Origin of the sequence: Crassaminicella indica (genome assembly GCF_019203185.1) — a bacterium.
Taxonomy (GTDB): Bacteria; Bacillota; Clostridia; order Peptostreptococcales; family Thermotaleaceae; genus Crassaminicella; species Crassaminicella indica.
This window is the reverse complement of the sequence record NZ_CP078093.1, coordinates 1,748,595-1,775,566: the sequence shown is the minus strand read 5'-3', so window position 1 is coordinate 1,775,566 and position 26,972 is coordinate 1,748,595. Positions and strand designations below refer to the sequence as shown.

Below are 26,972 nucleotides of genomic sequence, written 5' to 3'. Positions count from 1 at the left end.
CTTCAAAAACTTTACAGGGTCGACCATAAGGTAAAAAAATCTTTATTTAACTTTAATCCTTTGTTTTTTAAGAAATTTTTTAGCTTTAATTCATCTGTAAAATTACTAAGAATAATGAAAGCATCTATTTTACCATCCTTATAGTCCATATAATCATTTTCAACATTCTCCTTTTTATAATCAAACCTCATTTCATTAATCTTCAAATTTTCTTCTAGCATCATTAATTCTTTGAACATTTGGCAACCTCTATTTGTTCCATAAACTATTACACAGGGTTTATTTTTTTTATTATAAAAACAGTAATCTCGGATATATTTAGTAGAAGCTATTAAAAACTCACTAGCTGTTTTTTTTATATTTAAATTGGATAATGAATTAGATGATATTCTATATTTATATAAAACTTTAGGTATATTCTCTATTGGACCTATAAATGCTAAGCGCATATACAAATCATAATCATAAGCAATTCTATATTTAGGATTATATTTTCCAGCCTTAAAATAAGCTTTCTTAGATATAAAAAGTGAACCATGAGTGAGAGGAGAGCCTTTAAATAGCTCCTCTTTTATCTGCTTCCATGTAATGATTGAATTTTTATATCTTTCAATACTTTTCATATGTGTAATCTTTTTTGCTGAAATATTTTTTCCCTCAATACATTTAATAAAGGAGCCTACAGCCACCACATGAGGCTTCCTTTTTACATAAGCCACTTGCTCCTTAATACGATCAGGCAAACTGATATCATCTGCATCATGTATAGCAATCCAGTCCCCTTCTGCTTTTTCAATAGCTATATTTAATGCATTAGCTGCACCTTGATTTTTATTTAATTGAATAATCTTTACTCTTTCATCTTTAACCGCATTAAGTATATTTTTAGTACCATCTGTAGAACCATCATTAACTATAATACACTCTAAATTTGGATATGTTTGAGCTAAAATACTATCTATAGTTTCTTTCAAATATTCTTCACCATTGTAAACCCCCATTACAATAGATACTTTCACCATATTTATCTCCTTCTCATTTAAAATGCAAATATTTATTATTATAGTATTTAATTAGCAATACTAGTGTTACATAATAGTGTAAAATAAAAAACTACAAAAAAATAAGAGCATATGACTAATGTCATCTGCTCTACATCATTATAAATAACAATTATTAAATCATTATTTTGCAAATATCTTCTGTAAAAGCCACAGGATCGTTTATTGGCAATCCTTCTATCAACAATGCTTGATTATACAATATATTTGTATAAAGCTTTAGCTTTTCTTTATCATTTTCAAAAGCTTCTTTTAATGTCTTAAATATATCATGTTGAACATTTATTTCTAAAATCTTATCTGCTTTTATCTCTGGATGATTTGGCATAGCATTTAATACTTTTTCCATTTCTATAGTAAATTCTCCATCATTTGACAAACATACAGGATGATTTTTTAATCTTTTTGATACTACTACATCTTTAACTTTACCCTTTAAAACATTTTTCATATATTCAAAAACTTCTTTGCTATCCTCGTATTCTTTATTAGAAGCATTTTCATTATCTTCTTCTTCAATCCCTAAATCACCACTTGAAACAGATTTGAATTCCTTGCCTTTATAATTCATAAGCATTTTAACAGCAAATTCATCTATATCATCAGTAAAGTATAATATCTCATATCCTTTTTCTGCTACTAATTCTGTTTGAGGTAATTTTTCAATTCTCTCATTTGTTTCTCCAGCAGCATAGTAGATATATTTTTGTTCTTCTGGCATACGAGATATATATTCTTCTAAAGTTACCATTTTTTTCTCTTTTGAGGAATAAAACATCAATAAATCTTGTAACACTTCTTTATTGGCACCAAAATCGCTATAAACACCATATTTTAACTGTCTTCCAAATGTTTTATAAAACTGCTCATATTTTTCTCTTTCATTTTTCAACATATTTTTTAATTCATTTTTTATTTTATTTTTAATGTTTTTTGCAATAACTTTTAACTGTCTGTTGTGCTGTAGCATTTCTCTTGATATATTCAAGGATAAATCTTCTGAATCAACCATTCCTTTTACAAAGCTAAAATAATCTGGTAACAAATCTGCACATTTGTTCATGATTAATACACCATTAGAATATAACTCTAAACCTTTTTCGTATTCCTTAGTGTAAAAATCATAAGGCATTTTTTCTGGAATAAATAAAATAGCATTATATCTTACAGCTCCATCTACACTAATATGAATATATTTTGCCGGCTTATCAAAGCCATAATGCTTTTCAGCATAAAAATTCTCATAATCTTCCTTTTTAAGCTCATTTTTATTTTTTCTCCAAATAGGCACCATACTGTTTACAATTGTTTCTTCTACATATTCTTCATATTCATTTTCTGTACCTTCTTTTAATTTTCTTTTCGTTACATCCATTTTTATAGGATATCTAATAAAATCGGAATATTTTTTAATGATCGCCCTTAATCTATATTCTTCTAAATACTCGTCAAATTTTTCATCCTCTGTATTTTCTTTTATTTTTAATATAATATCTGTTCCAACAGCTTCCTTTTCACATGGTTCAATAATATAACCATCTGCACCTGTTGCTTCCCACTTAAAAGCTTCATCACTTCCTAAAGCTTTAGTTATTACAGTAACCTTATCAGCCACCATAAATGCAGAATAAAATCCTACACCAAACTGTCCTATAATATCAAAGCCATCTTTTAACTCATTTTCTTTTTTAAATGTAAAAGAACCACTCTTTGCAATAACACCTAAATTTTCCTCAAGCTCTTCTTTTGTCATACCTATCCCTGTATCAGAGATTTTTAATATCCTATTTTCCTTATCATATGACACTTTAATATAATAATCATCTTTATTAAAAGTCAAATTCTCATCTGTTAATGCTTTGTAATAAATTTTATCGATTGCATCACTAGCATTAGAAATCAACTCTCTTAAAAAAATCTCCCTATGGGTATAAATTGAGTTAATCATTAAATCTAATAATCGTTTAGATTCTGCTTGAAACTGTTTTTTTTCCAATTTAATCGCTCCCCTCATCGTGAACTACCCCCACTTACTTCATTAAACTGGGGGCTTCAAAAGAAGATTGATAGTCAATATATTTAATGCTCCATTAACATCTAAAATGAAGGTTTCTTATTTAAAATTTTTATATTATTAGCACTCTCTCAAGGCGAGTGCTAATTCCAATTTTAAAATACACTTTTATTAATGATTTGTCAATACTTTTTTATATAAAAATTTCTGGTTCTCTTCTCTCTATACAATCTATTTCTAATTCATGCTTATGTCTTAAATAATCTTTATCATCATAATATTTTGCATTAACAGGACATTTTTTAATACAGGCACCACATTTAATACAAATTCCGTTGAATTTAGATACATCTTGATAATCAATAGAACCCATAGGACAAATACTTACACAAAGTTTACAATCAATACAATTGCTATTTGTTTTTGGCTTAACCTTTCTAATATCCACAGGATTACCATTTTTATCTTTAGGCATATAATATTTTCTATAAGGCTTATTTCCATTTACAATTACAGTTTGAATCTCATCCTGCGTAGTTATTTTTTTATATATCTGTTTTGCAAAATCACTTACTATAGCCATATCCTTTTCATCTGGTCTATTTTTTGCAAGAATTTTAGAGAATGAATGTTCTCCTATAAATGCTCCTCCTGCAATCACCTTAAACCCATTTGATTCTAAAATATCTTTTAATTCTATTAAAGCATCATCATAATTTCTATTACCATAAACAACTACAGGAATTGCTAATGCACCATTCCCTGTAATCGTATTTAAATATTTCAGCAATACATTAGGTACTCTTCCTGCATAAACAGGAACACCTACAACAACAACATCTTCTTTTGTAAAAGATACAGGCTTTTTTCTAGCTTCTGGTAGTGTAAAATCAATATGATTGATATTACTCATATTCTTTGAAAGCTTCTCAGCTATTCCTAATACTATTTTTTTAGTTGTATCTGTTGCACTAAAATATAATGTATTTATTTTTTTATTCACTATAATCCCCCCTATAATCAATTTAGTTATGTGAATATTTACCAACTCTTATTATACTACGCTTAGAACTATTATGCTATAATGTCTAAGCTCATAATAAATCTATTTTACTAATTTGTTATAAAAAGATATAATTAAAGCATAGTAAAAATTTTCAAAAAAAAATAATTCACCGGCATAACCTTTCGGGCGTGACGGTGAATTATAAGCCATAGCTCTATGAGCTATGGCTTAAATTATAAATATTTTACAATATTATTATAAAGATTCTCTATAAACCTTCTCTACTAATTCTTTAGTTGCTGGTATTGGAGAACAGCCTAACAATAAATCTAAGCTAGGAGTTGTAAATGCTAATTCAACTAATTTTTTTATATCCTCTTCTTTAAATCCTAAATCAGTTAATGTCTCCTTAACACCAACTGTTGCTAACCATTCCTTAACACCTGTTGCTGCTTTTTCAGCTTCTTCTTTTGTACCCTTAAGCTCTGGCACTATTGGAGATAATACATCTGCTAATACTTCAGCTCTTGCTGGATAAATATTTCTCACTACTGCTGGCAATAACATAGCTAATCCTAAACCATGTGCTAAATCAGGCTTTATAGCACTCAACGGATGTTCTAAAGCATGAGTCAGATGAAGCATGCCATTATCAAAACAAATTCCTGCAATTGTAGAAGCATATGTAAGATAATATCTTGCTTCTAAATCTTCCCCATTTTCCAATGCCACTGGTAGATATTTAGCCATCAACCTTACTGTTTCTTTAGCTAGCATTACAGAATATGGAGTCGTTACAGCTGTAGTACAAGCTTCTACAACATGGTTAATAGCATCTATTGATGTATATGCTGTCTGCGACTTAGGAAGGGATACCATTAATTTTGGATCATCTATAGAATATATTGGATAACTAAAATCATAAGCTATCGCTGGTTTATATTCTTTTCCACCTTCTAATACGCTTACAACTGCAAATCGATCTGCTTCTGTTCCTGTTCCATGTGTTGTATTAATAGCTATTACTGGAAGAGCCTTAGTTGGTGTGAATTTATACTCATATAAATCTGCTGTTGTATATTCTTTATATAAAGTCATAATTGCCACAGATTTTGCTGTATCAATAGGACTTCCACCACCAATACCAATAACTGCTTTAGCTCCTAATTCTATTGCCATCTTTGTTGCTTCATCAACTTGAGTGCTTAATGGATTTGGAGTTACTTTATTATATAATACAAACTCAATATAATTCTCCTTCAGGGCTTTTTCTACATAATGCCACGCACCACATTTTATATAAGATGACTTTCCTGTTACGATTGCTACCTTATCAATTCCTTTCTCTCTTATTTCCTTAGCTATATCAAATATTTTTTCAATTGCACCTGCTCCTAAAAATATACTGGTTTTTCCTCTTAATTCTCTTACTTCATTAATTGGCATAGTTTTTTCCCACACAATGCAAACCCCTTTCGTTAATTTTTTATCATTTTGCTTATAATAAATTATAAAGGGATCATAAAAGGTTGTCAATTATTTTATCAGGCAATTGTTAATATTTTAATTTTTCATTTTATAGATAAACAACATCAACACATAAGATTATGCATTGATGTCTTATTCTATCTATTTATTAAAATGATCTGGTGCTGGAGCTTTTATAACAATTAGCTCGAGAACATCATCATGAAGATTCTTTACATTCATTTTTGTATTATAAGGAATTTTAAGTATAGCTCCTCTTACATATTCATGAACCTCCTGCTCATCTAATTGTATTGACAGTACACCTTTAATTACTGTCATATAAACATTAGAATTTGAATAATGCTCAGGCAATCCTTCTCCTTTGTTAAAAATCATATGAATATAATTGATATTTTCATCCATAATAATTTTTTCAACAGCTGTATTATCTTCTGTACTATAACTGAATACTTGCTCTATCATAAATTTCCCCTCTCTTTTAGCTTATCCTAAAAATTGTTCTAAATCTTCGTCTACACTATTGATCCCGTTAATACCAAAATTATCAACAAGCACTTTTGCTACATTAGGTGATAAAAATGCTGGTAGTGTTGGTCCAAGCTTAATATTTTTTACACCAAGGTAAAGTAATGCAAGTAATACAATTACTGCTTTTTGTTCATACCAAGCAATATTGTATGCTATTGGCAATTCATTAATATCATTAAGCTCAAATATCTCTTTTAATTTAAGAGCAATAACTGCCAATGAATAAGAATCATTACATTGTCCTGCATCAAGTACTCTTGGAATTCCTCCAATCTGGCCTAAATCTAATTTATTATAACGATATTTAGCGCAACCAGCTGTTAAAATAACTGTATCCTTTGGTAATTTTTCTGCAAACTCAGTATAATATGATCTAGATTTCATTCTTCCATCACAGCCAGCCATTACAAAGAATTTTTTTATTGCACCAGATTTTATAGCATCTACTATTTTATCTGCTAGTGCAAAAACTTGTGCATGGGCAAATCCTCCAACAATTTTACCTGTTTCTATTTCCGTAGGTGGAGCTAATCTCTTAGCATGCTCGATAATTTCAGAAAAATCTTTTTTTCCATTTTCATCTGCTTCAATATGCTTACATCCTGGATAACCTGTAGAACCAGTAGTATAAATTCTTTCTATATGTTCTTGCTTTGGTGGTACGATACAGTTAGTTGTAAAAAGGATCGGTCCATTAAATGTTTCAAATTCTTCTTTTTGCTTCCACCATGCGTTTCCATAGTTTCCAACAAAATGATCATATTTTTTAAATGCTGGATAATAATGAGCTGGTAACATCTCACTATGTGTATAAACATCTACTCCTGTACCCTTTGTTTGTTCTAACAACTGCTCTAAATCTTTCAGATCATGACCTGATATTAAAATAGCTGGGTTATTTCTAACTCCAATATTCACTTCAGTAATTTCTGGATTTCCATAAGCACCTGTATTAGCAGCATCAAGCATTGCCATTACATCTACACCATATTTTCCTGTTTCTAATGTAAGAGCAACTAATTCATCTACACTTAATGTATCATCTAGTGTTGCTGCTAATGCTTTTGAAATAAATGCATAAATTTCCTCGTTTTCTTTTCCTAGATTATATGCATGCTCTGCATAAGCCGCCATACCTTTTATTCCATAAGTTATTAATTCCCTTAAAGAACGAATATCTTCATTTTCTGTAGCTAAAACACCTACTTGAACAGAATCTGCTTTTGCCTTTATAGCTGAATCTGAATCAGAGCTCCACATAGCAGCATCATGTAAATCATTAAATACTACCCCTTTATTTTTTAATTCTTCTTTCATTTCTTCTCTTAGTGCTATTCCTTCTTTAATTTTTTCAATGAACACAGCATCATCAAAATTAGCGTTTGTAATGGTCATAAATAAAGCATTCATTGTAAAATGATCTGCTTTAGGAAATTTAACTCCTATCTTTTTACCTTCTTGTGCTACTAACGCTATACCCTTTAACGTATAAATCATTAAATCTTGTAAATTTGCAACCTCTTCTGATTTTCCACAGACACCTTGAATTGTACAACCTGTTCCTTTTGCTGCCTCTTGACATTGATAACAAAACATACTCATTTAAAAATCTCCTCCTTTGAATAATATATTATTTTTTTAATATTTCACCTTTTCTTAAATTAGCTCTCAATTTACTTATAACTGCATCCATTTTTTCTAATTCAATAAGCATTTCTTTTTCTTCACTATTTGTTTCTATTACTTTATCAATCCCACCATTTTTAATAACAATTCTCTTATCTGCCATTAAAGCTAAGATAGGATCATGTGTAGCCATTAAAACAATTTTTTCTTCATTAACAAGAAGCTTTAAAGCTTTTTTTCTGTCTATTCCTGCATTTTCTATTTCATCTATTAAAACAATTGGTGATCTGCTTAATATTGCTGTATCTGCTATCATTAAAGCTCTAGATTGTCCACCACTAAGACTTGTAATAGGCGTGTCCAAATCAAATTGTTCACCAGCTAAGTGATTAGCTGCATCAATAATTCTCTTTATTATTTCTTGTTCATCTTCAACCATTCTACTTTTAGCATGTAGCTCTATAAATTCTCTTACAGTTAAATCCATTACAAAATTCATATTTTGAGATAATTGTGCAACTAATTTATTTGAAGATGAAAAGCGCCATTTTTTATCAGGAATCTTTCCATTAATTAAAATAATTCTTTCTGTAGGAGTATCTTTATTAGCAGCCCATTCAATATCAGCTAATAATCTGCTTTTCCCTGAACCTGTTGGTCCAACTATTGATACAATTTCACTTTTATGAATAGTAAGCTTTTCAAAGTTCTCTTTTTCTCCATTTTTATTCTTACCTGCCACAATTGTCAGAGAATCTATATTATCATCTTCAGATATTCCAAGAAACTCCAACATTTCATTGATATAAACTATAAAATCTGCTTTTAATTTTTCAACATCTATTGCCCATTCTTCTATTTCTTCTTCAGTAAAATGATTGAAGTACTGTTCAAATGTGATTTCTTCATACCCTTCTAAATGCAAGTTATTGTTTTGAAAAAACGAAATAGAAAATGGATATTTATTTTTAATTTCATTTATTTTCATTTTTTCTATATCTTTTATGCTAATCATCTTCTTCACCTAATTTCATCTTTCTAACATTCCCCATCTGATAATCTTCTCCAATCCTTCTTTCTCCCAAACAATATGAACAAAGAGCTGATGGCATTGAAAATCTTAATTCTTTTCCTTTAACAGTTTCTACATCTTCTTTTTCATCATATAACAATGTACTCAGTTCAAATGCACCTTGTCCTGTTAATCCATTGATATGCATTATGATTGCCTTAGGATTTACAGAATGAACCTTTGAAGCAAAAACTTCTCTTTCTGCTTGAGATACAATATCACCCTTTGTTATTACAACAATATCTGCTGATTTTAACATAGGTCCAATTTTTTTAGGTGTATTAATACCACTTAGATTGTCAATAACACATACCGACTTAATATCTTTAATATATGGTGAACAACGATTGCAAAGTCCTGCACTTTCTGTAATCAATACATCTAGCTCTTGCTTTCTACCCCACTGAACAACTTCTTCAATATTACTCACAAAATAATGATCTGGACATAAAGAACCTGATAAACCTTTTTTAACAGGAATACCTGCCTTTTTATATAAAACATCATCATCAGTATACAAACAATCAAATTTTACTACTCCTACAGTCAATCCTCTTTGATGCAATGCTGCAATTGTTTTTAATATTACTGATGTTTTTCCTGATGAAGGAGGGCCTGAGATCGTTATTAAATTCATATTTACACCTCACTAACTGCTTCATTAAACAGTTTTTCACATTTGTTTATTAAACTTCCTATATCATTCTTTTTAATATAATCCCAACCAATCCACATATATTTATGTTCACTTGAAATCATATTATCCACATTAGGATTTACACTTGGAAATTTTCCATTGTGTGATAATATTTCTCCAACTTTCTTTGATGCGAAAAAATCTACAATTGGTTTTAATTTTTCTTTTTTCTCTTTTTTAGTTAGCATAAATATTGGACTAATAATAGCACCATCCTTTGGCCATACAGCTTTCATCGGGCCATCTCTTTTAATCATCTTTGTGAAAAAATAAGGCATTATTGTAACAATTGGTTTTTCTGATTTTTTGATATGAGATTTAACCATTTCTGATGGATGCATACTCTTTAATAAACTTTTACCCAATTTTTTCACACCGTATTCACCATATTTTTTATAAATATTTAATAATATAGCATTAAATAGGTCAAAATCTCCTATTGGCAAGCTTACTTTATTTTCAAATTCTTCACTTAATATATCTTCCCAGCTTGTAGGCATTTTAAGTCCGTTCAATTCTTCTGTATTTACTAAAAACACTGCTGGTACAACTCCTATCATTGAATACTGCTTGTCTGGGTCTTTTAAACTTATATATTCATTTTCAAAATCTTTATTATAATGCTCCATCCCCGTAATATCTTCAAATACATCTTCAGCTTTATATTTTCCAATTAAATCCTTATCGAAAAACAAATCAAACCCAGCTGATATAAATATGTCTGCTAGTACATCTGCATCTCCTGTTTTTTCTAAAGATGTTTTTAACCAATCCACACCCATAGACGCAGCCTTCAATTCATATCCTATCGTAATATCTAATTTATCCTCATTTTCTTCTAACCACTCCTGAAAAGCTTCCATCAATGGTACTCTTACAGGACACGGCAATATTCCTTCAATTTTCACATCTGTATTTTTTGCTATTTCATTTACTTCTGATAACTTGTCTATATTATTTTGCTTATCTTCAATCATATCTATTAATCTTTTTATAAAAGTATCTGCATTTATTTTTTTCATTTTTAATGCTGTTTCTAATGTGATTGCTTTTCCAATTGTCTTTCTTTGCTTTTCATCTTTTATGTTATCAAAGCCTACTGAAACTAACAGATCAATCGCTTCTTTATATTTTTCAGTAATATCAAATAATGTATCTTTAATATCAAAATATTTTTTCTCCATTTTTTCACCCCACAGATTTACTTATCTACTATGAATAAGTTGTTTTTGTTATCCTTATTGTATCATCTGCATTTTTTTATTTCCGTATCCTATGTTACGCAATTTTTTTTATATAAAAAAAACGGTTGCTCAAGTATTTCATTCAACCGTTTTAATCTAATATATTCATATTCAAACTATATATTTAATTTTAATGCTTCAATATCAATAATTTCAAAGGAAGATTTATAAAAATCAATAATACCTTCTTCTTTCATTTTAATTATTTCTCTAGACAATGATGGTCTAGATACATTTAAAAATTCAGCTAGTTCATTTCTTTTTAAAGAGATCATAAATTTATTTTTTCCAACAATATTGTATTGTTCTAATAAATATGCACTTATTTTGCTTCTTATACTTTTCATAGATAAATATTCTATCTTTCTATTAAGCTCAATAGCCTTTTGCGAAACTATTCTTAACATATTTTGTATCAATAATTTATGCCCAATACACATTCTAGGACAATTTCCTACAATTTTATCAGGTGGTAAAAATAATACAGTACAATCTGTTGAAGCAATTACTGAAGCAGGCCATTTATCATTATTAGAAAAAGCAATTGTCTCACCAAATATACTGTTCTCTTTTAATTTTGCCATAATCACTCTATCACCTGCAGCATTTTCTTTTGTAACAATTACTTCACCTTTGATAACAATTCCTATTCCTATAAATTCATCTTCTGACATAGTTACATACTCTTTCTTTTTATAAAATACTACCTTTGGTTTTAAACAAAGCAGCATCCTATTCAATTCATCTGATTCAATATTTTCAAATAGCTTAACATTTTTCAGTTTATCTAACCATTTAGCATACATAAAACTGTGCTCTTCACTCCTTAATATAATTTAACTTATTTTATAATGCTATGAAAACATTCTAACATAGATCTCACAACCCATACAATAAATATCTTTAATAAGTAGCAAATAGCCCCCATCTTATATCAAGATGGGGGCTTTATTATTTATAATCTTTATTTTCTCTATTTACACACTCAAAATATATCTAATACTTTTCTTGATTTATAGTAATTAAATTTTGTGAATCATTATTAATATTAATAATACTAATCGAAATTTGTTGTAATGCTGAAGTCAATTTTTCAATCACTTGTGAATTTTTTTCAATTCCCGTTGATAACTGCATTATTGAAGAACTTACATTATTTAAAATTTCATTAATATTGTTGACACTTTCAGAAGAATTTATTGATAGTTTTCTTATCTCCTCAGCAACAACTGCAAATCCTTTTCCTACTTCTCCTGCTCTAGCTGCTTCTATTGCTGCATTAAGTCCTAATAAGTTTGTTTGTTTAGAGATATTATTTATAAAATCTAATACTTGACTTATATTGCTTATATTCATTTCTGTTTCTTTTGTAATAACTTCTATTTGTTGAGTTTCACTTAATATATTTTCTGCACCTGTCGTAATCGCTTCCAAAGCAGAAGTTACTTCTTTAATTTCAAGTGATATTTTTTCTATCAGATCTTTTTGCCTTTTACTGTCCCTTTCTTTTCTTATTTCTTCTATTACTACTATTGCAGCCATTTTCTGGAGTGACTTGACAATTTGTGGATCTCCAGTTATCCCAATGCAACCTATTCTTTCATCATCAAGTTTTATTACTCCATTGTAGCCTGCCTTTACTCCATCAATTTTTTCTGCTTCTTCTTTTGTTATAGCCAATTCATCAATTTCTCCATTCATTATCCTTAATGCTCCTTGATGTATTGTCCCAAGTCTATCTGGTTGCATTGTTGCTATAATTTCTCCACCCTCACCCATAAAATTAACATTATTACCAGTAACATCATGTATCATTTTAACTATTTTCTCTGCTAATTCTATTGATACTTTATGTTTCCACACTATCATCACCTCATATTATTTTTTATTACACTCTTTAAGAAATTTCTTTAAACCAAATAATAAGAGTAAAGAAGGCTTTCTTTACTCTTATAACCTTTCTATTTGTATAATATATATAGATAAACAACATCAACATTAAAAAGAAATATATAAAGATAAGTGAATAACTTTGATAACTTTTGTAAAAAAACTTACTGAAATTACATGAAAAATACGTTAATAACCTTCATTATTTGAACAAAGTGAGTTTTGAAGCTGTTTATCTATAATTTAAACAAAAATAAATGATAATAAAGCAACTACAGCTATTGTTACTAACCCCTGTACCAATGTAGCAATAGTTTGAGATCTATATGCTGTATATACATCCATTCCACTAAACTGAGTAACTACCCAAAAGAAGCTATCATTGGCATGTGAAACTGTCATAGCTCCTGCTCCTATTGCCATAACTGTAAATACTCTACCCATTTCAGATGCCAAACCTAAGCTTGAAAGTAATGGTGCTACTAAAGCAGAGGTTGTAACAAGAGCTACTGTTGATGAACCTTGTGCAGTCTTTAAAGCAGCAGCTATTATAAATGGTAAAAAGATACCTAAATGATATTTTGCTAATGTAATTCCTAAATAGTCTCCAATTGGAGTCGATTTTAATACCTGCCCTAAGGCCCCACCTGCACCAGTTACCATAATTATAATTGCTGCACTCTTTAAACCTTCTCCTATCCAACCACTAAGTGTTTCCTCGTTTAGCTTAGGTAATAACGATAATGCAAATAAAAATCCAATGAAAAGTGCATTTATTGGTTTACCTAAAAAACTAAAAATAGTAAATAATGTACCATCTCCAAAAGGATGTGTAGGAAAAGCTGCAATTGAACCAAGTGTTATTAATATAATTGGTACAATAATCGGTGCAAATGCCTTCAAAGGACTAGGTAAACTCTCATATTGATTTTTTATATCTTCATAATTTATATCTAGTTCTTCAAAATCCTCATTAGATTTATATTTTTTCCCACTTATAGTAGCCCAAAAATACCCTGCTAACATTGTTATAACAGAAATAATAATTCCAACTATAATAACTAATCCTAAACTATTTTCTAATCCTAAATTCCCAGCTGCTGCTATAGGTCCTGGTGTTGGAGGAACTAAAGTATGAGTAGCATAAAGACCTGTAGCTAAAGCAACTGACATCATTACTGAAGAACTTTTAGTTCTCTTTGCTAAAGATCTTTTTAAAGATGATAAAATAACATAACCTGAATCACAAAAAACAGGTATAGATACAATATATCCTATAATACTCATAGCTAATCCTGGGCGTTTTTCTCCAACTACTTTTAAAACTGTATCAGCCATAGTTATAGCAGCGCCTGATTTTTCCAATATTGTACCAATAATAGTACCTAATATTATAACAATACCAATATAACTAAGTATTCCTCCAAAACCATTTCTAATAGTTTTTCCTATCTCTAGTACAGGCATCCCTGCTGCAAAAGCAATACCATATGCTGCAAGAATCAAAGAAATAAATGGATGTAATTTCCATTTGGAAGTTGATAATACTATGAATCCTATTCCTAATAACAAAATAACTAATAAGATTGAACCTTGAACCATTTAATTGTCTCCTTTCTAGCTTTAATACTAATTAATCCTTACAATATGTAAAATTATAGAATAAATGTTTCGATATAATTTTATAATATTTATGAAAATAAATCTTTATTATAAACAACAAAAAATTACATAGAAATTTGTTACATAAGTACAAATTTCTATGTAATTATACATTTTTTTACATTATATTGTTCCTATTACCTAAAAGCTTTTAATTAATTTAATTATTGTTTATATAATTGTATAAAAGCCTAAGTAATACTCTATCTGTATCATTATGCATAGGATCAACACCGAGTAATTCTTTTATCTTATTTACCCTAAATATAATAGTATTTCTATGTACATATAAATCTTTTGCCGTTTTTTTCAGATTCATATTATTTTTTATAAGACCTTTAATTGTATTTATTAATTCATCTTTTCCTTTAATTTTTTTTGCATATTTCGACAGAAAATGTTCGAGATATTTCTTAGGTATTTTAGTACAAAGATATTCTATAATATAATCATCAATAAAGACTATTTCCTTATTTATTTCATATTTTATACAATATTCTAACATAAACATTGCTTCCTTATAGCTTTCTTTTATGTCAAGCACATTTTCATATAAAGAACCTACTGTAAAATATATTTCTTTACCTAGCTTTGATTTAATTCTGTCTTTTAATTGCATATAAAAATCTAAAATATATTTTTTAACGTAACTATATTCAGTATTATTTACCGCTTTAAAAATAAGTATTTTGTTTGTATCTATATTGCTAATTATATCTTGAGTATCTATATTTGTTAATGATTCCATTTCCTTAGTAAATTGATTATATATATTAGTCACATTAGTTAAATCTAAATCATCTATGTTTTTAAAATATAATAAAAATGCAACACGCGGCAATGATAAATCATATCCTAACTCAGATGCAAACTGCATTATACTATAACTATCCTCTTCTCTATGTAATTTTAATATCCTATTTACTAAAAGCCTAATTTTATTTGAATATATATACTCTCCCTCTTTTAACAACTCCCGTTCTATTATAAGCTCAACAACCATCTTAACGATTTTAGCTGTTTTCTCCAAATAACTTAGATCACCAATTACTCCAATAACCCCAATAATGGATTCCTTATAAAAAAAAGGGATATTTATACCTTCTTTTACCCCTTCATACTTTTCTACATCTTCTTTATAAATATTTATACTTTTCTTTTTTTTAATAGCTTCCTCTGCAAATTTACAATATGTACCTATTCTACCCTTGCTACCACTAGCAATTATAATTCCTTTATTGTTCATAATATTAATTTCAATATAATTACCAAGATTTTCAATGATTCGTTCAACACATTTCTGGGCTAATTCTTGGCTTAAAATCATATATTACCATCCTTTTTGATGTTTATATTATTTTTAATATATTTTATAGATAAATAACTTCAAAACGAAATATAAAAAACAGTTCATTTCAGATAACTTTGTTGTATCTATCATATTAGCTGATACTGACTATATTTTATCATTAAGAAATAATAGAAACAAGTTGACTGTCTTATTTTTCATGGTTGACAATAAAAAAACTGTAGCATATAATACTTGCATGCTTATATGAATATTGATTTAATTGATAAAAAAATGTTTAAATTAATATGAATTAAAAGAATATTATTTTATAAGGAGGTATTTTTTTGAGTTTAAGTCTATATGTTATTACAATAGCTCTTTTGGGAATATCGTATTATAAAGATAAGAATAAAACAAAAAAAGCTTTAAAAAAGTCATGGAAAGCTTTTGAAAATATACTACCTCAATTTTTAGGAGTTATTGTATTAGTAGGAATTATGCTTTCTATTTTTAATACTGAGTTTATTTCTAAAGTTATAGGTTCTGAATCTGGCTGGTATGGAACTTTGATTTCTGCAATTTTAGGGGCAATAACACTTATTCCAGGCTTTGTTGCTTTTCCAACATCGGCAATGTTAATTGAAAACGGTGCTGGTTATATGCAAATTGGAGCTTTTATATCAGCATTAATGATGGTAGGAATTATTACTGCACCTGTTGAAATAAAATATTTTAATAAACGGCTTACTATTGCAAGAAATGTTTTAGCCTTTCTATTTTCTTTTATAGTAGCATTTATTATAGGAAAGGTGGTCTAAAATTTATGAATATAATAAAAAGATATAGATTTTTTATATTAACTTTAGTTATGCTAGGTGTAATATTTTTATTGAATAAAGAAATTGGTTTGAAGGCAATAAATATAACAGGATATTCATTTAAAGAAATGGCATTAGTAATTCCACCTGTATTTTTATTACTAGGTCTTTTAGATATTTGGGTTCCTAGAGAAACTATGGTGAAATATATGGGAGAAAACTCTGGAATCAAGGGAATTCTTTTAGCTATTATTATAGGTTCTGCTGCTGCAGGTCCTTTATATGGTGCATTTCCCGTAGCTGCTATATTTATGAAAAAAGGTGTTAAATTTAGTAATATACTTATATTTATAGGAGCATGGTCTACAACAAAGCTTCCTATGTTTTTATTTGAAATGTCTTCTTTAGGTTCAAAATTTGCTATAACTCGGCTATTAGTTGACATTCCAGGAATAATCATTATTGCATATATTCTTTCTCATATAATACCTAAAGAAGAGATAAAAAAAATATATGAAAAAGTAGAAAATTTCTAAAAAAATTCTTAAATAATTTCAATTGTTATTAGAAATATCATATTCATCTGCAACAAAGTCTTTTAAATTCAAAAGTTGTTTTTTCCCTATATTCTTTTTTATAGTTTTGATTTTGCCATCTTCTAATTTCTCACCTATATAATCACCTGTAATTAGGTTATAGTCATCTTGAAGACAATACATTGAATCACCAATAGCTTCATATGAGCCTTCTGTAAATCCAATTAAATACCAGCCATTATCTTGATAACGAAATCTAAAATACCTATGCCATCTACTGGAACCACCCATAAACTTTATCAAGACAGAACCTCTATCTATAACTATATCTTCAAAAGGATCTCCAAAAGTTCCTCCTTCATTTGCAAGAAGAATAGCTTTTTCTGCCCTTATTGATAGTGTATAAGTATTATCTTTATTCCCAAAAACTATTAGTAAATTTCTTGGAGATACATATTCAGATTGATTATTTTGCTCAATTACAAAGGCTTTATCCATTATCCCATCTTTATTTAAATCTCCTTCTGCTATGGCTAATTCATCATATTTTTTTAAGACTTCCCACCCTTTAGGTATAAACGACGATATATCTTGAACATCATTATCCATTTTATTTTTGATTCCACTTTCCGTCTCAATGCTAATCTCGTTATTTAAATCCGTCTCTTGTTTCTCTTTAGCTAAATCTTCATCTGTAGTTAAAACTGATTTTTCAACTTGCGATATACGTATTTCTTTATTACTCATACATCCAACCGCCCAAAATACACTAAATAATACCACTGTTAATAATGCAAACTTTTTCATATAGTAATCACCCTTCTAAATTTAGAATACCGTCATGTCCTATATTATACACCTACTTTTTAATTTCTGTCCACCAAAACAATTGGTTCTACGTTACTGAAAATATAAGCATGAGTTTATTAGGCGAATTTCAATACATCTAATGTTTCGGTTCTACTATAACTTTTAATTTGCCTGATTGGGCGTATACAGAATTTCAATACATCTAATGTTTCGGTTCTACAGTTAAGACGTGATAATAATATTGAAGCGAAGTTAAAATTTCAATACATCTAATGTTTCGGTTCTACGGTCGATTTTATGGTCAAAATCTATATTTATTTTTTATTTCAATACATCTAATGTTTCGGTTCTACTTGTATCTCCAGTATTACTACTACTATTACTATTATTTCAATACATCTAATGTTTCGGTTCTACCCGGTACCGAAAAAAAAACCTTGTCTGAATTCCGCATTTCAATACATCTAATGTTTCGGTTCTACCACTGAAAAATAGCCATTTTAAAATACTTGTTTGATTACACAATCAAGTATTTTAAATCCTTTTCAAGAATTTTTTCTAATGATTTGATAATAATTGAAAAGTTACATTAAAAACCTAATCAAGCCTTTGCAATAACTGTCTCATAGCAGTTTTAATTTTGAAAATCATTATGAAATATACTTAAATAAACATTTCTCCATCTTGTAAATCATACTTACCAATATGTTCTTCTTCAAAAAAGCTTTGATTCAATAATTTAATCACAGATACATAATCATAATCCTTATCTATAATCTTATCTAAATCTTTTTTCAATTTCAATAGCTTAGATGGTGATATTTCTCCTCTAAATACAGATTTTTGATAATGATTAAGATATTTTTTACATACCTTAAATACCTTGTTGCATCGCTTTTCATCTACATCATAAAATAAAAAGACATAATTATAGTTATATTTTTTACTAATATCACACCAACTCCTTTACATTAAAAGGAACAAAAGCTTGGTCTTCTAGTACATATTTTACTAATTTTAATGCATCTAATTTTATAGCTGTATTGTAAGATACTTTTCTTTTTAATTTTGGATGCTTAAAAGTTTCTTCTAATCTCTGGTTCAATTCTTTTATAAAAATTTGTTTTCCGTCTTCATTCATAATGCAGTATTTTAAAGCTTTATCAAAATGTTTATCTACCTTGATCATTTTTTTATTGACCAATTTTAAAATAGTTTTAAATACAATAATCGGCTTAAATACTTCAGATAAATCTAAAGCTAGTGAAAACCTGCCATCTGATGGTTCATGCAAAAAACTTATGCTTTGATTTAGATGTGTATGATAAATTTGCGTTATAGTTTTTGTGTATAAAATACTATTTCCTAGAGAAATCATTGCATTAACTGGATTATCTGGAGGTCTTTTTACTCTTTTTAAAAACTCAAAATCCTTATTCAATATCCTTCTTAAAGCATCATAAAATTGAGTCCAAATAGCCCCTTCAATAGATAATACCTCTTTTATATTAGTCAACGGATCTAAAGCTTTTGTGATTTCATAACGAATAATATCTATATTGTTTTTAATCTCATGATTCCCATTTTTGTAGTAGCTGTATAAAACTTCTACTACATTAATAGCTATTCCCTTTACTATAGCTTTAGCAACCTTTAAACGTTCATAAGAATATTTATTCGCTTGTTTTACAGTAATTCTTCCACTAATATACTTTTCTCTAGGAAAAAAAGTGCCTGAGTAGTTTCCATAATAATTAAAGAAATGCAAAACAATTCCATTGCTAGCTAAAAAATCTAATAGCTTCGTATTTATAGAAACCTCATTTAAACAATAGATTTCTTTAATACCCTCAATAGGTATATAATAATTTCTTCCTCCTTTTCGAAAGCAAATAGAGTTATCTTTTCTTTTTAATTCACCTTCTGACATAATATATCTTACAGCTTCTCCCATGCGTACCTCCCCTATAATGCACAATATGCATAATATGCGCATTTTTTGCATTTACTAGTGAGTTTTACTTTTGGTATCTCTTCAGATAGAATTAAATCTTCAATTTGTTTTTCAACCTTATTTATAATCTTTATCATTTCCTCTGTCAGCCTTGCTTCTACAACCTTTTTTACATCTTTATTTTTTTCCATACATATAAGTTTTCCTTTTTTATATATCCCCTTTCCTCTTAATATATATAGATAATATAAAATTTGCCATGTTGCTGCTTTTATATCCGCATTGGATTTTTTGTATTCTACTAAATATTCTCCCTTAATTTTATCAATTTTAATATTTTCAATAGTAATTTCTGTATGTTTTTTTTATCTAATTTCTGATTATGCATTTCTTTACCTATCTTAACCAATTCACTATAATCCTCCAAATTTACTTTATTCCCATGAAGCCAACACTGCCTTTTACAATGTATATAGTAATTCATTAAAGTTCCTGTGATTTTCATAGAAATGGATCTCCTTTTTTAGATATGACTTCCTTTGTGAACAATAATCTATCTAACTTTCCATCTTTAAAATACTTTTCCCCATCTTCTATATAATATATATCTTCTATCTCATCGTCATCAGTAAAATTAGGTTGTTCATACACTTGATATATAAAATAATTCATTTCTTCTTTGATTTGAGATAAATAAATCTGCTTTTTGCTATAAGACATTTCCGTATCCTTTAATAAATCTTTAAATCTCTTCCATACCTCTTTGCCACAAATACGTTCTTTAGTAGCTGGATTTACCAGCTCATGAGCAATAAACACACTATAACTTACTGTATCAATAAGCTTTAATCTTTTACATACTTCTTTGTACTCTAAAAATTTCAGCTTATTTTCATGAACAGCATAAGCATTATCATTAGATTGCAATTTTTTCTTTTCTATAAACTGTAAAACTTCAGCATAATAATCTTTAAAATTTTTCATAGCAAGAATATTTCTATATTTTTTATCTAATAAGGAATACTGGGTTCTATAATCTTCTCTATATACAGATTTTGTATCGTCACAATAGAAAAAATATACCTTTGCATTTTTCTTCGTGTTTGATCGATTAATTCTTCCTAAAAATTGTTCCTCAGCTTCTAAAATAGAAATATCTTTAAAACCTATATCCATATCAATATCTACTCCAGCTTCTATGACCTGAGTACACACCACAATTACATCTTTTAATACATATTCTCCCTTTTCTTGCTCTTTTAATCTTTTTAATAAATCTTTTCTAAATAAAGCATTATCATCTCCTGTTAGTTCAAAAAGTGTATCTTTATTAATATCTTTTTCTCTAAGTAAATTATAGAATTCTCTCGCTCTTGTTTTATTTATAAACTCTATAAGTATGCGTCCTTCTCCTATATTCTTTCTATAAGCTACTATATAATCAGCCAATGCATCTACTGAAAGCTTTCCTTTATCTAAAAGAGTATAATCAAGCTTCACCCTATCTTTAAATTTAGGATCACTAAAATACTTTTGAGAATCTTTGATTAAGCTTATACCTAAGTTCTCTTTTTTACATAACATACTTATTTTAGGCAAAGTAGCTGACATAATAATAAATTTAATATTTAGTATTCTAGCATATAAGTCTATCATATTTGCCAACTCTTTCCATATAGAAACCTTATAGCTTTGAATTTCATCTAAAATCACTACACTATTTGCTATATGAACAAGAGGAATTTGATTTTCTCTACCATTTGAAAAAAGATAATTGAAAAAATTCACATGACTAGTTAATACAAATGGATAATGTAAAAATAATCGATCTAAATAAGCTTTATCATAATCTAGCTCTTCATTTTCAATCATTTTTATAGGTTTTAATGAATTAATAATCACTGTATTATCTTTTTCTAAATATTCTGAAATCACTTCATATGTTTGATCACACAAGGTGTTGAAGGGAAATACATAAAACAATCTTTTAAGCTTTTTATTTTTAATTAAAGCTAGTCCTAAATTTAGAGAATTGATAGTCTTTCCACTTCCTGTAGGAGCTTCTAAGTAAAATATGTTTTCATCCATATTTTGAAGTAGTCTTTTCTCACTTTCTAAAAATATTTCACTTCTTAAATTGTTTATAGAATCTTTATCAAAAGGAGAAACACTACATAATCCATTTTTATATGCAGCATACTTTCTAATTCCTTTTAATATATTCCCAGCTTCAAGCTTTTCATAAATCTTTCCTACCTCTTCAATTTGTCCAAAATCTTCTATTTTTTTATTCATATAATCACTTGTAGCATAGTAATCACATGCAATAATTAAACTATACAACAGCTTGTTGATAAGATAAAAAATGTCTCCTGATAATATATTTTTTTCTATTTTACTAGCATACTGCTTGAATATAGCGGTTTCAAATATTTTTTCTCTTGTAAGTAATCTATCTACCTTATAATAATTCATAACCTTTGTTGGAGCATGCTTAATTGCTGAAAGTAAACTCTTGAGTTTGTCTATATGTTCTTCTAGGTTTAATAAATAAGTATGATGTCTAGATATTGCATAAGAAAAAGCAAGCATAAATATTAATAAAACATTTTTTTCATATTTGTCTAACGTACTACTCTTTATATCATCATAAAAAATATCTATATAAAGTAGTGCTGATAATAGTCCATGTGTAGAATCTTCTGTTGCAGGAATAGATTCAAATGCTTGATTTTTCATTTTTAGCTTCTGAAATGACGGATTAATTTTCCCTAAATCATGATAATATATAGCTCCATCAAATAAATCTAAAAAAATCCTCTTACCCTCATCTGATAATAAGCTTTTTTCTTTCTTTTTGTTAATATAAAACTCCTTTAATCCTCTATCTAAAATCTTATTGATTTCTTTTTCTTTATAAAGCTTTTTATAATAGGTATAAGTAAGATCTAAATGTTCTTGTAGAGTTTCATTATCTTTTTTATCACGAATATGGGCTAAATAAATGTTGGCATCATTAATCAAATCTTTTAGCTTGAGCATAACCTTCCCCCTGTTTATAAATCAAATAGAATTTTTATGGATAAAAAATAAAAACGAATAGTTGCAAGGCTTTAGTAAAGAAAACTTGATAAAAATCAAGCTTTCTTTACAGTAAAGCGATGTATTTATCTGTATCTAAGATAATAGTCTGATCCTTAACATCCTCTATAGCTCTATTGGTAAATGCTATTTGAGCAAACTCATACATATTGTTCTCCTTATTTAAAGCAACAGGCATATAATCTTTAAACAAATACGGAATTTGATCTTCATCTACTGCCCCATCTTCTAGCTCTATTTCATCATAATAAAACAAACTATGTATTTGTTCAGCAGCTTCTGTAATTTCACATTCAATCAGTTGAGTATTACAAATATTAGCTATATGATCATTCTTGCCTAAATAAGGCAAAAACTCTGCTTTGCTATTAAGTATATAATCTATCATCTTTTCTTTTAACTCATAATCCTTTAAATCATCTAAAGCTATATATATATCCCAAGATACATCCTCTAACCATTGTTCTCTGACAACCAAATTACAAGGTGCTTTATCTGCACCGATATTTGCATATCCTACAGAGTTATTAAAGGTGATCATCTTTTTAGAAAAATATCCTCTTTCCTTTCCTATTGGAACAATTCCTACTCTTACATCCTTTAATAGATCATAAAATTCAGGGTACTGTTTATTTTGCTGTTGAGTATATCCCCCTAATCCAAGAATTGCACCAATTATGCCATATAATGCGATTTTATGAATATGACTATAAGTATAATAGGCATAAGCATTCACATCTGGTTTTTTGAAATGAGCTGTCTTTCCATGTAAATTAAATTTTAAAAGCTTCAAACTAAATCACTTCTCTCGTAAAAATATTCATGAATTTAGCTTTATTAATACTTAGACCCTTAATTTCAACTTCATAAGGATTATAGTAAATTTCTATATTCTCTACTTCTTTTAGAATGCTTTCTGATAACAAATCATTCAAGCTACTACAGTCAATAATTACCTTATCACCTTCCTTTTTAAGAGTTATGAAGCTTACCAAGTTCGGTAATGCTAATTTACTGCCTTCTTTTAGCAAAATAAAGATTGCATACGCATTATCACAACCAAATTTACTATTACTAGCAAAAGCTGTAGCACCTCTTAAGCATCCATCCTTGTATTTTTCATAAGCTTCCTTTGTATATCCTTCAAATCCATCAATTATATTTATGTATTCATCATATACATAAGGATTTATTGAAAATGGATATAGATAATGAGCTTCATCCACAACGATTTTAGTACCTAATGAAGATGCTTCTGCATCAGCATCTTTTGGATTTCTAAATGGTGATAATATATCTTGAATCTCTACATTAGTATCTGTATATATATTCATACCTTGTCCAATTTGAACAGCTCCTGTAATAGACAAATTTTGACCTTCTTCAGCAAAGGTAGCTCCAAAATTTATAACATCTATTGCACTAAATAAATTTTTCAAAACATCCTTATCTTTTTTCTTCTTCTCTAGCTTTGTATCAAAAACATACTCGTACCTTTCTTTAAGAGATCTTGGTTTGATGCCATTTTTATCTTCTTTAAATGATTTAATGTATAGTACCTTTTCCCCTTCTTGATCCCATAAGTATTTGATAGGATATTTAAACGCCTTGTCACTTCCAAATATTTCATTATTCGATGTACTCTTTGGTCTTCCTGAAAAATCTGCATTCCAATTTGCCATTTTTGCACTGATTCCAACTAATCCAAATACTCTATTTTTAAATTTCATTATTGTTCCTCCTTTTTATAAAATATATTGTCTCCCAAATAACCTGCTAAAAAAATATCTTCATCAATAGCTTCACTTTTATCAAAGCCTAATACCATAGAAAATGCTTTATTAAATTTTGCATAATCAAAAGAAATCGCATGTCCATATCTTTTAAACCAAAATTTTAATTCGTCATTAATCTTTTTAACATTTTTATAATTGCATATTCTTTCTACAACATCATGACTTCTGCTTTTAGCTTTTGATTGACTCATTAAATAATAGCTAATCTGCCCTGCTAAAAAAGAGTACTGAAACTTATCCTCTAGATCATGATTTTCTTTGTCTTCAATAAAAGCTTCTATTTCATTTCTAATATCTTTGATCTTTTTCACTAATTCCTCTCCTCCTAACTGAAATAATTTTTTTACCGCAATGTATGTATTCAGTGCATCTATTCCTTTCTTTTTTCCTTGCTTTATTTGTTCTATAACCAAATCCTTGTATAATTTTTTCACAAAAGCTTTTAACCCATTTGCATCATTTTTATATATATAGTTAAACACAACATCTCTTGTCATGATAAGCAAATTACAAATTTTCTTATTTCCCCATTTAGGTGGTTTTATATCCTTAAAATCTACTCTAAAGCTTTGTATCAATCTTTTATTGTACAAAAAATCATCTACAGCATTGAGTAGATTATATCTTTTCTTACTGTTATACTTTACATATTCTGGTCTTATAATAGTTTTTTTACTTAAATCATAATAAGAAGCTTCTATGTAATTATAAATCTCAAAATCAATTGTTTCTTCAAAGCCTGGAATAATATCAAAATCTCCAAACTCTATTTCTCCGTTTTTATTCCTTAAATTAATAAAATATATATCTGTCTCTCCACTTTTATAATCCTTTAAAGGTACTTTATAATCATAATCAAATGACTTAAAGTTTGGTCCTAATTTGCAGCTTTGTAGCCACATAGCATATTTATAGAGAAGCAATGCATCTTTTACTTCTATATGAAATGGAACTTTACACTTAAGTGTTTTATGTTCTAAATAAGGTTTTTTACTATTTAGCCCCATATTCATGTTTGATAATCCATATAAGTGATTACCTATAGATATATTATATTTAGATGAATTGAATACATTTGGATACAAATATCTGTTAAATTCTAATTCATATAATTTCCAGTCATTAAAGTCAAAATATACTCTTACATAGTTATCAAAAGCTTTGTCATTTTTTATGATGATATCGTATATTGAGTTGATTTGTTCTATGATTGTATTTTGACAATATTCAAACTTTTCTAAGTCTATTTTTCTTCCTAAATCCCTCTCGATTCCTTCATTATTGTATTTATCACTTCTTAATATGTCATAATATTTTTTTATTTTCTGTAGTAGTTCTTCTTTAGGTAAAATCTCCTTTTCATCTCCATAGAAGATTTTCTTTTTTATAAATAAAGTTAGATAATTGTTACTATGAATTTTTTTATCGCCTACTGCCTTATTTGTATTAATAATACATGAATAAAAATCAGCTTTTCTAAACCATTCATAGGTATCATCTTCTACTGAATCTTTAGTAATAATAGTGCTTTCCATAGTCTTATCTTGTTTAATTTTTATGTATAAGCCTTCTTTTAGCTTGTGGTTTTCTATAACCAAATCATCACCCTTTATGGCATATGCTTTTTTAAAAGTATCTAATAGATTGTAAATCAAAGCATCACCCCCTCTTTCCTATTTTACAAAACCCTGCTCCAACAGATGAATTTTTTTCTAACAATCCACAAGCAACAGCCATATATGCAAGCTTTTGGGCAACAGCATCAGGTTTAAATATAATAGAAAATTTATTTCCTAATACTTTCCCATCTTTATAATTCATTACTATAGGTTTCTTATTTTTTATTTCTAAAATTTCAATTGCACTTCCTTTAATATGTAATTTCTCTCCAAAAAACAACTGATATTTTTTTTCTAAATTATTATCTATTCTCTTCCATAATAAATCAAAATCATTTCCAACAATCCAATTTTTATTATCTATCGTAGTTATAGTAGGGGTTATGGTATATAGCTCTTCTACTCCCTTAAATCTTTTTATCCTTAAATCACAACCTAACGGCTTGATGGCTTTACTTTCATAGAAGCTAAGTACTTTTCTCATTTCTCTAGCAATATTCTCTTTTGGTGTTCTCATTCTAAAAACATATACATGGTTTTGTCTATAAACTCTATCTTCTTCAAATGGATAAAGATAATCAAAGCAATATAGCTTAGGCAATTTCTTAGCATGTAAATCTTTTAAACTCTCACTTTTAGACATACAATAATTAATATGTTTAGCTATCGTATTACCTACATCTTTCATAATTATATCTTCTTTTAGATAGACAGTTGTCCTTAATTCAAAATACTTCATCCCTCTTTCCCTCCGT

23 protein-coding genes, 1 pseudogene and 1 CRISPR repeat array are annotated in these 26,972 nt (G+C 28.2%); of the genes and pseudogenes, 2 read left to right on the top strand and 22 right to left on the bottom strand.

Translation table 11 applies throughout. The features are described 5' to 3' along the window. Positions 1-11 precede the first annotated feature (11 nt). The 13 genes from KVH43_RS08325 to KVH43_RS08265 all read right to left on the bottom strand — a co-directional run bounded on the left by KVH43_RS08325 (position 12) and on the right by KVH43_RS08265 (position 15,618). Complete coding sequence (locus KVH43_RS08325) at positions 12-1,022, bottom strand: glycosyltransferase family 2 protein (protein ID WP_218282092.1); 1,011 nt, start codon at positions 1,020-1,022, stop codon at positions 12-14. Positions 1,023-1,176: 154 nt separating this feature from the next. Further along, positions 1,177-3,057: a molecular chaperone HtpG gene (gene htpG / locus KVH43_RS08320; RefSeq protein WP_218282091.1), complete on the bottom strand. Its 1,881-nt coding sequence runs from the start codon at positions 3,055-3,057 to the stop codon at positions 1,177-1,179. 211 nt (positions 3,058-3,268) lie between these two features. Then, entirely contained in the window at positions 3,269-4,078 is an 810-nt protein-coding gene (locus KVH43_RS08315; RefSeq protein WP_218282090.1) for an EFR1 family ferrodoxin, read from the bottom strand. A gap of 258 nt (positions 4,079-4,336) precedes the next feature. Further along, positions 4,337-5,542 (bottom strand): iron-containing alcohol dehydrogenase, encoded by a 1,206-nt coding sequence (locus KVH43_RS08310; RefSeq protein ID WP_218282089.1) that lies wholly within the window; start codon positions 5,540-5,542, stop codon positions 4,337-4,339. 168 nt (positions 5,543-5,710) lie between these two features. Next, complete coding sequence (locus tag KVH43_RS08305; RefSeq protein WP_218282088.1) at positions 5,711-6,034, bottom strand: cupin domain-containing protein; 324 nt, start codon at positions 6,032-6,034, stop codon at positions 5,711-5,713. 21 nt (positions 6,035-6,055) lie between these two features. After that, a complete protein-coding gene (gene hcp / locus KVH43_RS08300; RefSeq protein ID WP_218282087.1) occupies positions 6,056-7,702 on the bottom strand; it encodes a hydroxylamine reductase in 1,647 nt (548 codons plus the stop codon). Between the two features lie 28 nt (positions 7,703-7,730). Beyond that, entirely contained in the window at positions 7,731-8,741 is a 1,011-nt protein-coding gene (locus tag KVH43_RS08295; RefSeq protein ID WP_255547848.1) for an ATP-binding cassette domain-containing protein, read from the bottom strand. Then, positions 8,734-9,435, bottom strand: coding sequence for a GTP-binding protein (locus tag KVH43_RS08290; protein WP_218282086.1), 702 nt, complete (start codon positions 9,433-9,435; stop codon positions 8,734-8,736). Before KVH43_RS08290 ends, KVH43_RS08295 begins: the two co-directional genes overlap by 8 nt. Positions 9,436-9,437: 2 nt before the next feature. After that, the gene (locus tag KVH43_RS08285; protein WP_218282085.1) at positions 9,438-10,679 is read right to left on the bottom strand and encodes an ABC transporter substrate-binding protein; all 1,242 of its coding nucleotides are present in this window, start codon (positions 10,677-10,679) and stop codon (positions 9,438-9,440) included. Between the two features lie 176 nt (positions 10,680-10,855). Then, the gene (locus KVH43_RS08280) at positions 10,856-11,545 is read right to left on the bottom strand and encodes a Crp/Fnr family transcriptional regulator (RefSeq protein ID WP_218282084.1); all 690 of its coding nucleotides are present in this window, start codon (positions 11,543-11,545) and stop codon (positions 10,856-10,858) included. A 190-nt stretch (positions 11,546-11,735) separates the two neighbouring features. Beyond that, positions 11,736-12,602, bottom strand: a complete 867-nt coding sequence (locus tag KVH43_RS13345) for a methyl-accepting chemotaxis protein (protein WP_276572119.1) — start codon at positions 12,600-12,602, stop codon at positions 11,736-11,738. A gap of 270 nt (positions 12,603-12,872) precedes the next feature. Then, a complete protein-coding gene (locus tag KVH43_RS08270; protein ID WP_218282083.1) occupies positions 12,873-14,231 on the bottom strand; it encodes a GntP family permease in 1,359 nt (452 codons plus the stop codon). A gap of 220 nt (positions 14,232-14,451) precedes the next feature. Continuing rightward, positions 14,452-15,618, bottom strand: coding sequence for a CdaR family transcriptional regulator (locus KVH43_RS08265; protein ID WP_218282082.1), 1,167 nt, complete (start codon positions 15,616-15,618; stop codon positions 14,452-14,454). Between the two features lie 308 nt (positions 15,619-15,926). On the opposite strand from KVH43_RS08265, the gene KVH43_RS08260 reads away from it, so the two are divergent. Continuing rightward, a complete protein-coding gene (locus tag KVH43_RS08260; protein ID WP_218282081.1) occupies positions 15,927-16,400 on the top strand; it encodes a permease in 474 nt (157 codons plus the stop codon). A 50-nt stretch (positions 16,401-16,450) separates the two neighbouring features. Then, entirely contained in the window at positions 16,451-16,936 is a 486-nt protein-coding gene (locus KVH43_RS08255; protein WP_420829653.1) for a permease, read from the top strand. An 18-nt stretch (positions 16,937-16,954) separates the two neighbouring features. Here the strand turns inward: KVH43_RS08255 and KVH43_RS08250 are convergent, their stop codons facing one another. The 9 genes and pseudogenes from KVH43_RS08250 to KVH43_RS08210 all read right to left on the bottom strand — a co-directional run bounded on the left by KVH43_RS08250 (position 16,955) and on the right by KVH43_RS08210 (position 26,956). Further along, on the bottom strand, positions 16,955-17,743 hold the full coding sequence (locus KVH43_RS08250; protein WP_218282079.1) for a hypothetical protein: 789 nt from the start codon (positions 17,741-17,743) through the stop codon (positions 16,955-16,957). Between the two features lie 127 nt (positions 17,744-17,870). Beyond that, a CRISPR array of direct repeats spans positions 17,871-18,228; the repeat unit is 30 nt; unit sequence ATTTCAATACATCTAATGTTTCGGTTCTAC. Between the two features lie 181 nt (positions 18,229-18,409). Continuing rightward, a complete protein-coding gene (gene cas2, locus KVH43_RS08245; protein WP_218284116.1) occupies positions 18,410-18,697 on the bottom strand; it encodes a CRISPR-associated endonuclease Cas2 in 288 nt (95 codons plus the stop codon). A gap of 1 nt (position 18,698) precedes the next feature. Next, on the bottom strand, positions 18,699-19,700 hold the full coding sequence (gene cas1b / locus KVH43_RS08240) for a type I-B CRISPR-associated endonuclease Cas1b (RefSeq protein WP_218282078.1): 1,002 nt from the start codon (positions 19,698-19,700) through the stop codon (positions 18,699-18,701). 11 nt (positions 19,701-19,711) lie between these two features. Then, positions 19,712-20,184, bottom strand: a pseudogene (locus tag KVH43_RS08235) (CRISPR-associated protein Cas4). Positions 20,185-20,201: 17 nt separating this feature from the next. Continuing rightward, positions 20,202-22,742, bottom strand: a complete 2,541-nt coding sequence (cas3, locus tag KVH43_RS08230) for a CRISPR-associated helicase Cas3' (protein WP_218282077.1) — start codon at positions 22,740-22,742, stop codon at positions 20,202-20,204. Between the two features lie 106 nt (positions 22,743-22,848). Then, positions 22,849-23,595, bottom strand: coding sequence for a type I-B CRISPR-associated protein Cas5b (gene cas5b, locus KVH43_RS08225; RefSeq protein WP_255547715.1), 747 nt, complete (start codon positions 23,593-23,595; stop codon positions 22,849-22,851). Position 23,596: 1 nt separating this feature from the next. Then, positions 23,597-24,532 (bottom strand): type I CRISPR-associated protein Cas7, encoded by a 936-nt coding sequence (locus KVH43_RS08220; RefSeq protein WP_218282076.1) that lies wholly within the window; start codon positions 24,530-24,532, stop codon positions 23,597-23,599. Then, on the bottom strand, positions 24,532-26,253 hold the full coding sequence (locus tag KVH43_RS08215) for a hypothetical protein (RefSeq protein WP_218282075.1): 1,722 nt from the start codon (positions 26,251-26,253) through the stop codon (positions 24,532-24,534). Before KVH43_RS08215 ends, KVH43_RS08220 begins: the two co-directional genes overlap by 1 nt. A gap of 4 nt (positions 26,254-26,257) precedes the next feature. Further along, entirely contained in the window at positions 26,258-26,956 is a 699-nt protein-coding gene (locus tag KVH43_RS08210) for a CRISPR-associated endoribonuclease Cas6 (RefSeq protein ID WP_218282074.1), read from the bottom strand. Positions 26,957-26,972: the final 16 nt, after the last annotated feature.

Excerpts from the sequence above, each read along its gene's own strand:
- KVH43_RS08325 (WP_218282092.1), bottom strand. The coding sequence starts at position 1,022 with ATGGTGAAAGTATCTATTGTAATGGGGGTTTACAATGGTGAAGAATAT.
- KVH43_RS08305 (WP_218282088.1), bottom strand. The coding sequence starts at position 6,034 with ATGATAGAGCAAGTATTCAGTTATAGTACAGAAGATAATACAGCTGTT.
- hcp (WP_218282087.1), bottom strand. The coding sequence starts at position 7,702 with ATGAGTATGTTTTGTTATCAATGTCAAGAGGCAGCAAAAGGAACAGGT.
- KVH43_RS08295 (WP_255547848.1), bottom strand. The coding sequence starts at position 8,741 with ATGATTAGCATAAAAGATATAGAAAAAATGAAAATAAATGAAATTAAA.
- KVH43_RS08290 (WP_218282086.1), bottom strand. The coding sequence starts at position 9,435 with ATGAATTTAATAACGATCTCAGGCCCTCCTTCATCAGGAAAAACATCA.
- KVH43_RS08285 (WP_218282085.1), bottom strand. The coding sequence starts at position 10,679 with ATGGAGAAAAAATATTTTGATATTAAAGATACATTATTTGATATTACT.
- KVH43_RS08280 (WP_218282084.1), bottom strand. The coding sequence starts at position 11,545 with ATGTATGCTAAATGGTTAGATAAACTGAAAAATGTTAAGCTATTTGAA.
- KVH43_RS08270 (WP_218282083.1), bottom strand. The coding sequence starts at position 14,231 with ATGGTTCAAGGTTCAATCTTATTAGTTATTTTGTTATTAGGAATAGGA.
- KVH43_RS08265 (WP_218282082.1), bottom strand. The coding sequence starts at position 15,618 with ATGATTTTAAGCCAAGAATTAGCCCAGAAATGTGTTGAACGAATCATT.
- KVH43_RS08255 (WP_420829653.1), top strand. The coding sequence starts at position 16,451 with ATGCTAGGTGTAATATTTTTATTGAATAAAGAAATTGGTTTGAAGGCA.
- KVH43_RS08250 (WP_218282079.1), bottom strand. The coding sequence starts at position 17,743 with ATGAAAAAGTTTGCATTATTAACAGTGGTATTATTTAGTGTATTTTGG.
- cas1b (WP_218282078.1), bottom strand. The coding sequence starts at position 19,700 with ATGGGAGAAGCTGTAAGATATATTATGTCAGAAGGTGAATTAAAAAGA.
- cas3 (WP_218282077.1), bottom strand. The coding sequence starts at position 22,742 with ATGCTCAAGCTAAAAGATTTGATTAATGATGCCAACATTTATTTAGCC.
- KVH43_RS08220 (WP_218282076.1), bottom strand. The coding sequence starts at position 24,532 with ATGAAATTTAAAAATAGAGTATTTGGATTAGTTGGAATCAGTGCAAAA.
- KVH43_RS08210 (WP_218282074.1), bottom strand. The coding sequence starts at position 26,956 with ATGAAGTATTTTGAATTAAGGACAACTGTCTATCTAAAAGAAGATATA.